Origin of the sequence: Frigoribacterium sp. PvP121 (assembly GCF_017833115.1) — a bacterium.
GTDB classification, from domain to species: domain Bacteria; phylum Actinomycetota; class Actinomycetes; order Actinomycetales; family Microbacteriaceae; genus Frigoribacterium; species Frigoribacterium endophyticum.
Genome location: NZ_JAFIBR010000001.1, coordinates 3,080,615 through 3,093,440, shown reverse-complemented (window position 1 = coordinate 3,093,440; position 12,826 = coordinate 3,080,615). Strand labels below are relative to the sequence as shown.

Annotated in this window: 13 protein-coding genes; 8 read left to right on the top strand and 5 right to left on the bottom strand. The window is 76.8% G+C overall.

All coding sequences use genetic code 11. From position 1 onward, the window contains the following. Window positions 1-3 precede the first annotated feature (3 nt). Genes JOE43_RS14405 through JOE43_RS14390 form a run of 4 tightly spaced genes read left to right on the top strand, consistent with a single transcriptional unit; the run spans window position 4 to window position 5,241 of the window. Window positions 4-1,836 carry a gamma-glutamyltransferase family protein gene (locus tag JOE43_RS14405; protein ID WP_209519270.1) on the top strand — a complete coding sequence of 611 codons (1,833 nt, stop codon included), beginning with the start codon at window positions 4-6 and terminating at the stop codon, window positions 1,834-1,836. Further along, a complete protein-coding gene (locus JOE43_RS14400; protein ID WP_209518645.1) occupies window positions 1,820-3,499 on the top strand; it encodes an ABC transporter ATP-binding protein in 1,680 nt (559 codons plus the stop codon). Before JOE43_RS14405 ends, JOE43_RS14400 begins: the two co-directional genes overlap by 17 nt. A 30-nt stretch (window positions 3,500-3,529) precedes the next feature. After that, window positions 3,530-4,318 carry a GntR family transcriptional regulator gene (locus JOE43_RS14395; RefSeq protein ID WP_307803389.1) on the top strand — a complete coding sequence of 263 codons (789 nt, stop codon included), beginning with the start codon at window positions 3,530-3,532 and terminating at the stop codon, window positions 4,316-4,318. Beyond that, complete coding sequence (locus tag JOE43_RS14390; RefSeq protein ID WP_209518644.1) at window positions 4,315-5,241, top strand: acetamidase/formamidase family protein; 927 nt, start codon at window positions 4,315-4,317, stop codon at window positions 5,239-5,241. Before JOE43_RS14395 ends, JOE43_RS14390 begins: the two co-directional genes overlap by 4 nt. Window positions 5,242-5,262: 21 nt before the next feature. Here the strand turns inward: JOE43_RS14390 and JOE43_RS14385 are convergent, their stop codons facing one another. The 5 genes from JOE43_RS14385 to JOE43_RS14365 all read right to left on the bottom strand — a co-directional run bounded on the left by JOE43_RS14385 (window position 5,263) and on the right by JOE43_RS14365 (window position 9,361). Continuing rightward, entirely contained in the window at window positions 5,263-6,126 is an 864-nt protein-coding gene (locus tag JOE43_RS14385) for an ABC transporter permease (protein ID WP_209518642.1), read from the bottom strand. Continuing rightward, complete coding sequence (locus tag JOE43_RS14380) at window positions 6,113-7,114, bottom strand: ABC transporter ATP-binding protein (protein ID WP_209518639.1); 1,002 nt, start codon at window positions 7,112-7,114, stop codon at window positions 6,113-6,115. Before JOE43_RS14380 ends, JOE43_RS14385 begins: the two co-directional genes overlap by 14 nt. Beyond that, the gene (locus JOE43_RS14375; RefSeq protein WP_209518638.1) at window positions 7,111-8,235 is read right to left on the bottom strand and encodes a DUF2092 domain-containing protein; all 1,125 of its coding nucleotides are present in this window, start codon (window positions 8,233-8,235) and stop codon (window positions 7,111-7,113) included. The genes JOE43_RS14380 and JOE43_RS14375 overlap by 4 nt, the downstream gene beginning before the upstream one ends. A 233-nt stretch (window positions 8,236-8,468) precedes the next feature. Beyond that, entirely contained in the window at window positions 8,469-8,807 is a 339-nt protein-coding gene (locus JOE43_RS14370; protein ID WP_209518636.1) for an antibiotic biosynthesis monooxygenase, read from the bottom strand. 71 nt (window positions 8,808-8,878) lie between these two features. Beyond that, window positions 8,879-9,361 carry an FBP domain-containing protein gene (locus JOE43_RS14365; protein ID WP_056056592.1) on the bottom strand — a complete coding sequence of 161 codons (483 nt, stop codon included), beginning with the start codon at window positions 9,359-9,361 and terminating at the stop codon, window positions 8,879-8,881. A 75-nt stretch (window positions 9,362-9,436) separates the two neighbouring features. Between JOE43_RS14365 and JOE43_RS14360 the strand changes: the two genes are divergently transcribed. The 4 genes from JOE43_RS14360 (at window position 9,437) to JOE43_RS14345 (ending at window position 12,781) form a co-directional block, all read left to right on the top strand. Next, window positions 9,437-10,273, top strand: a complete 837-nt coding sequence (locus JOE43_RS14360) for a putative protein N(5)-glutamine methyltransferase (protein ID WP_307803388.1) — start codon at window positions 9,437-9,439, stop codon at window positions 10,271-10,273. Window positions 10,274-10,324: 51 nt separating this feature from the next. Next, window positions 10,325-10,783 (top strand): SseB family protein, encoded by a 459-nt coding sequence (locus JOE43_RS14355; RefSeq protein ID WP_082514536.1) that lies wholly within the window; start codon window positions 10,325-10,327, stop codon window positions 10,781-10,783. 118 nt (window positions 10,784-10,901) lie between these two features. Then, window positions 10,902-11,393 (top strand): hypothetical protein, encoded by a 492-nt coding sequence (locus JOE43_RS14350; RefSeq protein ID WP_209518634.1) that lies wholly within the window; start codon window positions 10,902-10,904, stop codon window positions 11,391-11,393. Then, window positions 11,390-12,781, top strand: a complete 1,392-nt coding sequence (locus JOE43_RS14345; RefSeq protein WP_209518632.1) for an HD domain-containing protein — start codon at window positions 11,390-11,392, stop codon at window positions 12,779-12,781. The genes JOE43_RS14350 and JOE43_RS14345 overlap by 4 nt, the downstream gene beginning before the upstream one ends. Window positions 12,782-12,826 lie beyond the last annotated feature (45 nt).

Below are 12,826 nucleotides of genomic sequence, written 5' to 3'. Positions count from 1 at the left end.
GGCATGACGGCCTCGACCCACTGGCTCGCGACGGCCTCGGCCCAGTCGGTGCTCGAGCGCGGCGGCAACGCCTTCGACGCCGCCGTCGCGGGCGCCTTCGTGCTGCACGTCGTCGAGCCGCACCTCAACGGCCCCGGCGGCGACATGACGGCGGTCTTCGCGACCGCCGACGAGCCCGGCCGCCCCGTCGTGCTGATGGGCCAGGGCCCCGCACCCGCGGCCGCGACGGTCGAGCACTACCGCGCCGAGGGCCTCGACCTCGTGCCCGGCTCGGGCGCCCTCGCCGCGGCCGTGCCCGGCGCCGTCGACGCGTGGCTGCTGCTGCTCCGCGACCACGGCACGTGGGAGCTCGCCGACGTGCTCGCCTACGCCGTCGGCTACGCCCGCGACGGCCACCCGCTCACCGCCCGCGTCAGCGAGACCATCGCGGCCGTCGCCGACCTCTTCACCGAGCACTGGCCCACGTCGGCCGACCGCTGGCTCGTCGACGGCGCCCCGCCCGAGCCGGGCTCGCTGGTGACCAACGAGGCGTACGCCCGGGTGCTCGACGGGCTGGTGAGCGCGGGAGGCGCGGTGCCGGTCGCCGAGGAGGGCGCAGGCCCCGCCGCCGGGGAGGCCGCCCGTCGCGCCCGCGTCGACGCCGCCCGCACCGAGTGGGCCGAGGGCCTCGTGGCGCGCTCGGTCGACGCGTTCGTGCGGGCCCCGCACCGGCACTCGACCGGGGGCGACCACGCGGGCGTGATCCGCGCCTCCGACCTGGCGGCCTTCCGGGCCTCGACGGAGGAGGCGGCGACCGTCGAGTTCCGCGGGCACGTCGTCGCCAAGACCGGCGCGTGGGGCCAGGGCCCGGCGCTGCTGCAGGTGCTCGCGATGCTCGACCCGCTGCCCGACGAGCTGCTCGACCCGTCGACCGCGGACGGCGCGCACACGATCATCGAGGCGCAGAAGCTCGCGATGGCCGACCGCGAGGCCTGGTACGGCGACCGCGACGTGCCGCTCGACCGGCTGTTGTCGCCCGGCTACGCGGCCGAGCGCCGCGCCCTGATCGGGCCGGCCGCCTCGCTCGAGCTGCGGCCGGGCGACCCCGGAGGGGCGGGAGTCGCGGGTCGGCTGCCGACGCTGCGCACCGACCACGAGACCACGGCCAGCGGAGTCGGCGAGCCCACCGTCGGCTCGTTCGCCGCGGTGCCCGCCGACGACGCGCGCCAGCCGGGCGCGGAGCCCGACGTCGCGCCGAGCGGCGAGACGCGCGGCGACACGTGCCACATCGACGTCGTCGACCGCTGGGGCAACATCGTCTCGGCGACGCCGTCGGGGGGCTGGCTGCAGTCGTCGCCGACGATCCCCGAGCTCGGCTTCTGCCTCGGCAGCCGCCTGCAGATGTCGTGGCTGGAGGAGGGCACGGCCTCGACCCTCGAGCCCGGCCGCCGCCCCCGCACCACGCTGACGCCCACGCTCGTGCTGCGCGACGGCCAGCCGGTCGCGGCGCTGGGCTCGCCCGGCGGCGACCAGCAGGACCAGTGGCAGCTGCTCTGGCTGCTGCGCACCCTCGTCGGCGGCTGGAGCCCGCAGCAGGCGATCGACGCGCCCGCGCTGCACACCACCGCCTTCCCCGGCTCGTTCTGGCCCCGCACCTGGACGCCCGGCGGCGTCGTCGTCGAGGACCGCCTCGGCGACGACGTCATCGCCGAGCTCGAGCGCCGGGGGCACGTCGTCACCCGCGCCGGCGACTGGTCGCTCGGCCGGCTGTCGAGCGTCACCCGAGACCCCGCGACCGGCGTGCTGGGCGCCGCCGCCAACCCCCGAGGAGCACAGGCCTATGCCGCAGGACGCTGACCGCGTGACCACCCCGACCGGCGCCGCGGGCCCGCCCGCCGCGCCCGCCGAGCCCCTGCTCGCCGTGCGCGGGCTGCGGGTCGCGTTCGGCGACCGCGACGTCGTGCACGGCGTCGACCTCGACGTCGCCCGCGGTGAGCGGGTCGCCATCGTCGGCCAGTCCGGCTCGGGCAAGTCGACCGTCGTCGCCGCGGTGCTGCAGCTGCTGCCGGGCGCCGGCCACGTCACGGGCGGCAGCGTGCACCTCGGCGGCGACGAGCTGACCGGGGCGGGCGAGGCGCGCATGCGCTCCGTGCGCGGGGCGCGCATCGGCCTCGTGCCGCAGGACCCGTCGACCAACCTCAACCCCTCGATGACCGTCGGTGCGCAGGTCGCCGACGCCCTCCGCGCCGGGGGAGCGCGCGGCCGCGCCGCGGTCGCGCGGCGCGTCGTCGAGCTGATGACCGAGGCGGGCATCCCCGACGCCGAGCGCCGGTCGGGGCAGTACCCGCACGAGTTCTCGGGCGGCATGCGCCAGCGCGTGCTGATCGCCGTGGCCCTGGCCCGCGACCCGGAGCTGCTGATCGCCGACGAGCCGACCAGCGCGCTCGACGTCACCGTGCAGCGGCAGATCCTCGACCACCTGCAGACCCTCGTCGACGCCCACGGCACGTCGCTGCTCTTCATCACGCACGACCTCGGCGTCGCCGCCGACCGCACCGACCGCATCGTCGTCATGCTCGACGGCCGCGTCGTCGAGCAGGGCACGCCCCGGCAGATCCTGCTCGACCCCCAGCACGAGTACACGAAGCGCCTCGTGGCGGCGGCCCCCACCGTCGCGGCCGCCGCCGCGCTGCGGGCCGAGGAGCCGGTGGGCCAGGAGGGTCAGGAGGCGCGGGTCGACCCCATCCTCGTGGTCCGCGACCTGGTCAAGGAGTACGCGCTCCGGGGTCGCCGCGGCGAGACCGTCCGCGCCGTCGACGGCATCTCGTTCGAGGTGCCGAGGGGCACCACGACCGCGGTGGTGGGCGAGTCGGGCTCGGGCAAGACGACGCTCTCGCGCATCGTGCTCGGCATCGAGCCGGCCACCTCGGGCACCGCGCTGATCGACGGCGAGGGCATCACCGCCAGCCGGGGAGCCGCGCGTCGGGCCTTGCGACGACGGGTGCAGCCCGTCTTCCAGGACCCGTACGGCTCGCTCGACCCGACCTACAGCGTCGAGCGGCTGGTCGACGAGCCGCTGCGCGTCTTCGGCGTCGGCGACCGTGCCTCGCGCCGGGCGCGCGTGGCCGAGCTGCTCGACCAGGTCGCCCTGCCCCGCTCGGTGGCGCAGAGCCGCCCCGGCGAGCTCTCGGGCGGCCAGCGACAGCGGGTGGCGATCGCCCGGGCGCTGGCGCTCGAGCCCGAGCTGCTGATCTGCGACGAGGCCGTCTCGGCCCTCGACGTGCTCGTGCAGGAGCAGATCCTCGAGCTGCTCGCCGAGCTGCAGGGGCGCCTCGGCCTCAGCTACCTCTTCATCACGCACGACCTCGCGGTGGTGCGGCAGATCGCCCATAGTGTGGTCGTGATGCGGCGCGGCCGCATCGTCGAGCGGGGCAGCGTCGACGACGTCTTCCTCTCGCCGACCGACGAGTACACCCACCACCTCCTAGGAGCGATCCCCGGTGCCAGCCTGGCCGTCTGACCCCATGCCGCCCGCCCGAGCGGGGGCGCCGTGCTGAGCATCGTCGACGCCGTGCGCGCCGACATCGTCGCCGGGGCCCTCCAGCCCGGCACGCGCATCACCGAGGCGGCCCTCGCCGAGCGCTACGGGGTGTCGCGCGTGCCGGTGCGCGAGGCCCTGCGCGGCCTCGAGGCGGAGGGGTTCGTCGAGTCCCGGCCGAACGTCGGGTCACGGGTCGCGGAGATCCCCGTCGACGAGGCCGACGACCTCTTCGCGGTGCGGGAGGCCCTCGAGATCTCCACCGCGCGGCGAGCCGCGGCCCGGGCGCGCCAGCTCTTCACGCGCGACGAGCCGGCCGACGACTGGCAGCGCGTGCGCCGCGGCCTCGAGCAGCTGCTCGACGACGGCGACGCCGCCATCGAGGTCGGCGACCTCGACCGGCTCGTCGAGCTCAACGAGCGGTTCCACATCGGGGTGGCCGAGCTCAGCGGCAGCATGACGCTGGCGACCCTCCTGCGGCAGCTCTCCCGCAAGATCGAGTGGCTCTACGCCCTCGACACCTTCTCGCGCGGCAAGCGGCTCTGGCCCGACCACCGGGTCATCCTCTCGGCGATCGACGCCGGCGACCCCGACCGGGCCGCCGAGCTGATGGGCTGGCACGTGCGCGAGTCGCGCATCGGCTACCTCAGCCGGACGGCCCCGGCGGAGGTCGTCGACGAGCTCCGCGCGACGCCGCCGGTGGTCGTCCCCGTTCGCGCGACCGCGGTCGGCGGGGCGACGGCGGTCGCCGCCTCGGCCCGGGCCACGCCCGCGCCCGGCGCGGGGGAGGGCATCGCGTGACCGCCCACCGCCTCGACCCCACGCGCGAGACGACGAACGACGTCTACTCGCGCGACCACCGGCCCGTGCTCACGGTCGACCCCGGCGACACCGTCGTCGTGGGCTCGCTCGACGCCTCGGGCCACCTCGAGCGCCAGACGACGCCGGGCGAGCTCCGCCCGCGGATGTTCGAGCCCGCCCGCGGCCACGCCCTCACCGGGCCCGTGGCCGTCCGCGGGGCACGCCCCGGCCAGCTGCTCGCCGTCACCTTCGTCGACCTCCGGCCCGGCGAGTGGGGCTGGACGGTCGCCGGCGGCCGCGAGACCCCCGTGACCACCCGCCTCGGCCTCGCCGACGTCGAGCCCGCCTGGCTGCTCTGGGAGATCGACGCCGACGCCGGCACGGCCACCGAGAGCCGGGGCCTCACCGTGCCCACGGCGCCCTTCCTCGGCGTCACCGGGGTGGCGCCGGCCGAGCCGGGCGAGCACGCGACGACGCCGCCGCGCACCACGGCCGGCGGCAACATCGACTGCCGCGAGCTGATCGCGGGCTCGATCCTCTACCTGCCCGTGCAGGTCGACGACGCCCTGCTCTACCTCGGCGACGGCCACGCGGCGCAGGGCGACGGCGAGGTCGGCGGCACGGCGGTCGAGTGCCCCATGACGACGGAGGTGCGCATCGACCTGGTCGACGACCGCCCGCTCGACGGCGTGCACGCCGAGACCCCGGCCGGGCGCGTCACCTTCGGGTTCGACGCCGACCTCGACGTCGCGACCGGCGACGCGCTCGACGCGATGGTGACCTGGCTCGCCGTGCTGCTCGACGTCGACCGGGCGACGGCCCTGGCCTTCGCGAGCGCCGTCGTCGACCTGCGGGTCACCCAGGTCGCGAACCAGACCTGGGGCGTCCACGCCGTGCTGCCGACCGGGGCCCTCGGCCTCTGAGCGGGGCCCCACCGGCTCAGCTCAGCTGAGCACGTCCTTCGTGGTGAAGCGGCCGAGCGCCAGCGCACCGAACACGGCGACGTAGCCCGCCTGCAGCAGGGCGTTGTCGGCGAAGTTCCCCCACGAGACGGGGTCGCGCATCAGGTCGGCGAAGCCGAGCCAGTAGTGGGTGAACAGCCACGGGTCGAGGGCGTCGAGCTGCGGCAGGGCGTCGACGATCTGGGCCACGGTCGAGAGCACGATGGTCGCGGCCATGGCGCCCACCGGCACGCTGGTCAGCGTCGACGCGAACAGGCCGATCGCGCTGAGCCCGAGCAGCGAGATGGTGACGTAGAGCGCCATCAGCAGCAGGCGGCCGACGTAGTCGCCCACCCCGATGGTCTGCCCCGAGAGCAGGGTGACCGGCCCGACCGGGAAGAGCGCGGCGCCGGCGATCGCGCCGAACACCACCACGACGAGGGTGGCCACCAGACAGAAGAGGGCCGCGCCCGCGTACTTCACGAGCACCAGGCGCACCCGCCCCACCGGCGTCACGAGCAGGTAGCGGAGGGTGCCGAGGCTCGCCTCGCCGGCGACGGTGTCGCCCGCGACGACACCGACGGTGAGCGGCAGGAAGAGCGGGATCGCCACGGTGAGCGCCGTGAGCGACACGAAGAGGCCGTTCTGCGTGATGTCGCCGAGGAAGGCTGGCCCCCCGCCGCCGCCGCCGCCCGGTCCGTCGGTCGTGACGCGCACGGCGACGGCGAGCAGCACGGGGATGAGCGCGAGCGCCGCGAGCAGCGCGATCGTGCGCACGCGCCGGAAGAGCACGGCGACCTCGCTGCCGAGCAGCGCGAGGCCGCTGCCCCGACGGGCGGGGCGGGCGGGAGCGTCAGCCGGCGACATCGAAGCCCTCCCCGGTCAGGTCGACGAAGCGGTCCTCGAGGCTGGCGCCCGCGACCTCGAAGCCGCGCACGCGCACGTCGGCCGCCACGAGGGCGGCGACGATCGACTCGGGCGAGGGCCCGGGCTGCGGCAGCTCGGCCTCGACGTGCGTCGGCCCGGTGCCCGGTGCGGCGCCGACCTCGTCGGGCGCGAGGCCCAGTCGGGTGAGCACCTCGCGCGCCCGCCCGGGGTCGGGGGTCAGCAGCCGCACCCGGTGGGCGCCGAGGGCGCGCAGGTCGTCGAGCGTGCCCTGCGTGAGCAGGCGACCGGCGCTCATCACGCCGATGTGGGTGCACATCTGCTCGACCTCGGCGAGGAGGTGGCTCGAGACGAACACCGTCGTGCCCTCGTCGGCCAGGGAGCGGATGAGGCCGCGCACCTCGCGCGTGCCCTGCGGGTCGAGTCCGTTGCTCGGCTCGTCGAGCACGAGCAGGTCGCGCGGCATGAGCAGCGCGGCGGCGAGGCCGAGGCGCTGCTTCATGCCCAGCGAGTAGGCGTGGGCTTTCTTGTCGGCGGCGTGGCCGAGGCCGACACGGTCGAGCGCGGCGCCGACGCGGGCCCGGCGAGTCGCCGAGGGCGCGCTCCGGTCGCCCGAGTCGAGGCGGGCGAGGTTCGCCCGGCCGGAGAGGAAGGGGTAGAAGGCCGGGCCCTCGACGAGCGCGCCGACGCGCGGCAGCACGTCGCGCGACCGCTCGGGCATCGACTCGCCGAGCACGCGCGCCTCGCCGTCGCTGGCGGAGGTCAGGCCGAGCAGCATGCGGATCGTCGTCGTCTTGCCCGAGCCGTTCGGCCCGAGGAACCCGTAGACGCTGCCGCGCGGCACCGCGAGGTCGACGTCGGCCACGGCGCGCTGCCGGCCGAAGGCCTTGCTGAGCCCCCGCGTCTCGATCGCGAGGGCGTCGTCGGCGGGGGCCTCGGCGGCGGCGTCGGTCGCCGGGCTGTCGGTCACCGGCCGGCGGCGGCGGTGCGGAGGGCGTCGGCGTCCACGGACCCCACCCACACCCGGCCGTCGTCGGCCAGGAAGACGCTCACCAGCGAGGTCTGCAGCACGCGGCCGCCGTCGACGGCGGTGGTCACCTGGTCGAGCAGCGCGGCGGCGTCGCCCGCGTCTCCCTCGGCCTGGTCAGCCGGCTGGCCGCCCACCCCCACGGAGGTCGACGTCGAGGCCGGTAGGCCGACGACGGTGCTCCAGCCCGAGCCCACGACGGTGGGGCGCTCGCCCTGCGCGTCGGAGCCGTGGCCGTCGTGGCCGGAGCCCTCGGCGGGCGGGGTCACCTCGGTCACGTCGGCGCCCGCGGGCGCCGTGAAGTCGAACACGTCGGAGTCGGGGGCCCGGAAGTCCACGTCGGTGAAGCCCACCGAGAAGGCCGGGTCGGCCTGGCCCTTCGCGGCCACCACGACCTTGAGGGGCACGCCGGTCGCGGCGTCGACGGTGAGCGTGGCGCTGCCGACGAGCGTCGAGGCGTCGTCGGGCGTGAGGACGACCTGGTACGCGTCGCGGCCGGCGACGGAGACGTCGTCGCTCGTGGTCACGGTCGTGCTGGGCTCGACGGCGGCCACGAGGGCGTCGGCGAGCTCGGCGGGCGTCTGCGGCACCGCGGTGCCGTCGGGCAGCGTGCTCGGCAGCTCGCGGGCCTCGTGCTCCGGCAGGGTGGCGTGCGTCGCCTCCTTCGTGCTGCTGTCCCAGGCCCAGACGCTGTCGCCGTTCCGCACGACGTCGCGCTCGGCGAGGTCCTCCACGACCTGGACGCGCTGCTTCGACGCCCCGTCGACGAAGACCTGGGCGGTGTGGCTGCCGGTCAGCAGCTCGAGGGCCTGCGAGACGGAGTCGCCCGACCCGCCGCGCGAGGCGGAGGCCGGCAGCTCGGGCAGGCCCAGGTCGCTGGTCTGCTCGACGGTGCCGGAGAACGCGGCGTCGGAGCTGCCCGCGACCATCTGGAGGATCTGCGACGCCGACTTGTCGGGCAGCGAGACCTCGGCGTTCGCCGAGACGGCGGGCACGACGACCCCGGCGGCGACGACGGCGACCGGGACGGCCGCGGCGGTGATCCAGCGGGCGGACTTCTTCATGGTGACGGCACCTCTCGGGTCGACCCGGACGGGTCGGCGACTGGGCAGCAGGGTACGCGTGAACCCTGGAGTCCACTGGGGACGCAGGGCACGGCAGTTCGACGTCGAGCCACCCGGCCCGTCAGCCCTCGTCCGCCAAACGATGCCGACGAACCACGTCCTCGCACGCGAACCACGCCGCGGCCTGGTTCCGGTGCGAGGACGTGGTGCCTCGGCGGGTCGGTCGAGGCGGGCTAGAGGTCGACGACCTCGAACTCGAGCAGGTCGGCGCCCGAGGCGACGGGCCGGCGCGGGGCCTCGGCACCGCCCGCGGCCGCCTCCGGCGAGCCGCCCGCGGGAGGCCCGGCGTGGGCGGCCTTCGCGCCCGTCTCGGACCACGCCCGGAACGACTCCTCGTCGGCCCAGGTCGTGACGACGAAGTACCGCGACTCGCCCGCGACGGGGCGCAGCAGCTGGAAGCCCTCGAAGCCGGGGGCCCCGTCGACCGAGTGCTTGCGGGCGGCGAAGCGCGACTCCAGCTCGGAGCCGGCCCCCTCGGGCACGTGGATGGCGTTGATCTTGACGACGGACACGGGGTCTCCCTCTGCGGTTCGTGGGGCGCGGCACCGACCGGCACCGCGCCTCCTCGACGATAGGGCGGTGGTCAGGCCGTCTTCATGACGTTCGCCGTGAATCCGCGGACGCGCTCGGTGAGGCCCGCGGCCCGCCGGTCGATCTGCTCGGGCGGGTTGAGGTGCGGCGGCGCGACCCGGATCAGCAGCGAGCACGCGAGGTCCTCGCAGATGTAGGTGCCGACGGTGTCGCCGTTGGCTCCCGCCTCGCCCGCCTTCGGCGCCGTGAAGAGCCGCACCTGCGTGGCCGGCTGGGGGGAGTGGCAGAGCGAGCACATCGCGGCGATGCCGGGGCGGAGCGAGGCGCCGGAGGAGCGCACGACGAGGCCCACCGGGCGGTCGTCGACCCAGTGCACGATGTAGCCGCGCTGGTGGGCCTGCGGGTCGCGCCAGCCGAGGAACTCGCGCTCGCTCCACAGCATCTCGTGCAGGCCGGGGATGGGCAGGCGGTCCAGGTCGCCCGGCAGGGCGTTGACGAACGACTCGCGGATGTCGGACTCGGTCAGCGGCTTCATGTTCTCCCTCGGGCCGTCGGTGCTGCGAGCCTACGCGGCCCGGCTCCGCCGCACCCCGGGGCCTACGCTGGCGGCGTGGTCGAGCAGCGGGCGGGGCGGGGCGACGAGCAGCACGTCGTCGACCGCCTGCGCGCCGCCGGCTGCGTCTTCGCGGAGGACGAGGCCCGGCTGCTCGTCGAGGCCGCGACCGGCGGCGAGCGCGAGGCGATGGTCCGTCGGCGCGTCGCCGGCGAGCCCCTCGAGCAGGTGCTCGGCTGGGCGTCCTTCGACGGCCTGCGCGTCCCCGTCGTGCCGGGGGTGTTCGTCCCGCGTCGCCGCACCGAGCTGCTCGTCGACGTCGCCGACGCCCTCCTCGACGGCACGGGCGCCGGAGCCCCCGTCCGCCGCGGCGCCCCCGCCCGCCCCGTCGTCGTCGAGCTCTGCTGCGGCGTCGCCGCCGTCTCCGCGGCCCTGCTGCGCCGCCGCCCCGGCCTCGACCTCGTCGCGGCCGACCTCGACCCCGCGGCGGTGGGCCGTGCCCGGCTCACCCTCGGCGACCGCGCCTCCGTGCTCGAGGGCGACCTGTTCCGGCCGCTGCCCCCGCGCCTCCTCGGCCGGGTCGACGTGCTGGTCGCCAACGCGCCGTACGTCCCGACGGGCGTCATCGCGACGATGCCGCCCGAGGCGCGCCTCCACGAGTCCGCCCTCGCCCTCGACGGCGGCGCCGACGGCCTCGACCTGCACCGGAGGATCGCGGGGGAGGCGCGGGCCTGGCTCGCCCCCGGCGGCAGCCTCCTGGTCGAGACGAGCGAGGCGCAGGCCGACGCCACGGAGGCCCTGCTGGCCGCGGCCGGCCTCGCCACCCGCGTGGACCGCGACGACGACCGCGACGCGACGGTCGTCGCGGGCCGGGCGGAGGCGCGGGTCGGCTGACGCGCCGACCCCACGGAGCCGACTCGGAGGTCGACCGGGCAGGATCGACGGATGACCGCTACGGAGAACCGCGAACCGACCGCCCTCGAGCAGGCCATCAGCAAGGGCCAGGCAGGGGAGGGAGACATGAACTCCGTCCTCGCCGAGTTCGTCAACTCGCAGGTCGTGGTGCCCACCGCGACCGACGCCCAGGAGTCCCTCAACGACCTGCAGCCCGTGCTGTTCGACCGCGAGGGCACGCCGATGCTCGCCGCCTTCACGCACGTCGACATGGTCGGCGAGCAGGTGAAGGGCGTGGCGCAGTACACGGCCGTGCTGCCCGCCGCCGAGCTCGTGCAGGCCATCCCGGCCCAGACCGGCCTCGTCGTGAACCCCGGCAACGCCGAGGGCTTCGAGATGCTGCCCGAGGGCGTGGCCCAGCTCGCCGGCGACGTCCGCGCGCTGGTCGCCGCCCACCAGGCCGCCGGCTCGCCCGAGCCCGGGCAGCCCGGCACGCCCGCCCAGGCCTGACGCACCGGCCCGCCGGCACCGGCCCGCCCGGCCCAGGCCGCCCCGCCCGCCCCACCTCCCCGACGCCCCGACCGCGACCCCGCGGCCGGGGCGTCGTCCGTGGCAGGATCGGCGCACCATGACCTCCGCCCCGCCGCAGCCCACCGACGTCGTCTCCGCCGCCCTCGCGATGCCGCCGTCGCCGGCGGTCGTGTTCCGCTCGAGCGCGGAGGAGGCGCTGCCCGCGACGCCGTTCCGCGTCACGGTGCCGACCCCCGCGAGCCTCGACCCGCTCGTGGCTTCCGACAACCTCGGCTGGCCGACGCTCGTCGCGGTCGTCACGCGCACAGGCCGCGACCTGTCGGCGCTCTCGTCGCAGCCCTGGCAGCGCGAGTGGCTGCTGCTGCCCGGCACGACCTACGTGGCCGTGCCCTCGCCGCCCGAGCTGCTCGCCGGCGTGCGCGTGCTGGTGCTCGACGAGGTCGTCGACGACGGCGGTGCCTCGCAGGCCCACCTCCCGCCCGACATCGCCGTGCTCATGGCCCACGTGCGCGACGCGGTGCTCGCGGCCGACGAGCGCGACGACGTGCCGGTGCCGTTCCCCGGCCGGTTCACCGGCCCCCTGGCGTGACCGACGCGGGCGGCCGCCGGGCCGCACCGGGCCTCGTCGTGCCGACCCGCGCCTCCTCGGCCGTCGTCGGCGTGCTGACGGCCCTGGGCCTCCGCCCCCTCGTGGTGGGCGGCACGGTGCGCGACGCGCTGCTCGCCGCGCAGCGCGGACTGCCGCCCGAGCCTCCCCGCGACCTCGACCTCGAGGCGCACGGCGACGTCGCGACCGACGTGCTCGGGGCCGCGCTCGCCCCGCTCGGCCCCGTGACCGTCCGCGGCGCGGCCTTCCCCGTCGTCTCGGTCGTCGTCGACGGCGAGGAGGTCGAGGTGTCGACGGAGCCGCTCGTGCCGGGCCGGAGCGTCGCCGAGGCCGACCGAGCAGCCGCCGCCCGTCGCGACCTGACCGTCGGGGCGATCGCCTGGGACCCGGTCTCGCACGAGCTCGTCGACCCGCACGGCGGCGAGGCCGACCTCGCGCGCGGCGTGCTGAGGCACGTCTCCGAGCACTTCGGCGACGACCCGCTGCGCGGCCTCCGCGTGGTGCAGCTGGCCGGCCGGCTCGGCTTCGAGGTCGCGCCCGAGACCGCCGCCCTCTGCCGCGAGCTGCTGCCGGCCGCGGCCGACCTGCCCGTCGAGCGCATCTGGGCCGAGTGGCGGAAGCTCGCCCGCCGGGCGGTCCACTGGCCGGAGGCGCTGGTCGCCCTGGAGCAGACCGGCTGGCTCACGAGGTGGCCCGACCTCGCCGCCGTGCGCGGCGTCCCGCAGGACGCGGTCTGGCACCCCGAGGGCGACGTGTGGACGCACCTCGGGCTGGCGGCCCGCGCCGCGGCCACGGCCGCGGAGGAGGAGGGCACCGCCCCGGCCGACCGGGAGGTGGCCGTGCTCGGGGCCCTGCTGCACGACCTCGGCAAGGCCACGCACACGCAGCTCGGCGACGACGGGCGCGTGCGGTCGCTCGGGCACGCCGAGGCCGGGGTCGACCCCGCCCGGCGCACGCTCGCCGCGATGGGGGCGCCCCGCGCCGTCGTGGAGCGGGTGCTGCCGGTGGTCCGCGAGCACATGGCCCACGTCTCCGTGTCGGGGCGGCCGTCGGGCCCCGCCGTGCGTCGGCTGCGCCGACGGCTCGCGCCGGCCGGGCTCGACGACTGGGCACGGGTCGTGGACGCGGACGCGGCCGGGCGGGCCGGGGCGTCGCGTCGCGGCGCCGCCGACGCGTGGCGCGAGGTCTCCGCGGCGACGCCGCGGACGCCGGGGCGCGGCCTGCTCACGGGGCGCCACCTCATCGACGCGGGGCTGACGCCGGGGCCGGTGTTCCGCGAGACCCTCCGGGCCGCGGCGGCGGCGGAGGACGACGAGGCGTACGTCGACGAGGCCGGCGCGGTGCGCTGGCTGGCCGCCCGGCTCGGCTGAGCGGGCCCGCCCGCCGGGACCGCGCGGGCCGGGACGGGCTCCGAA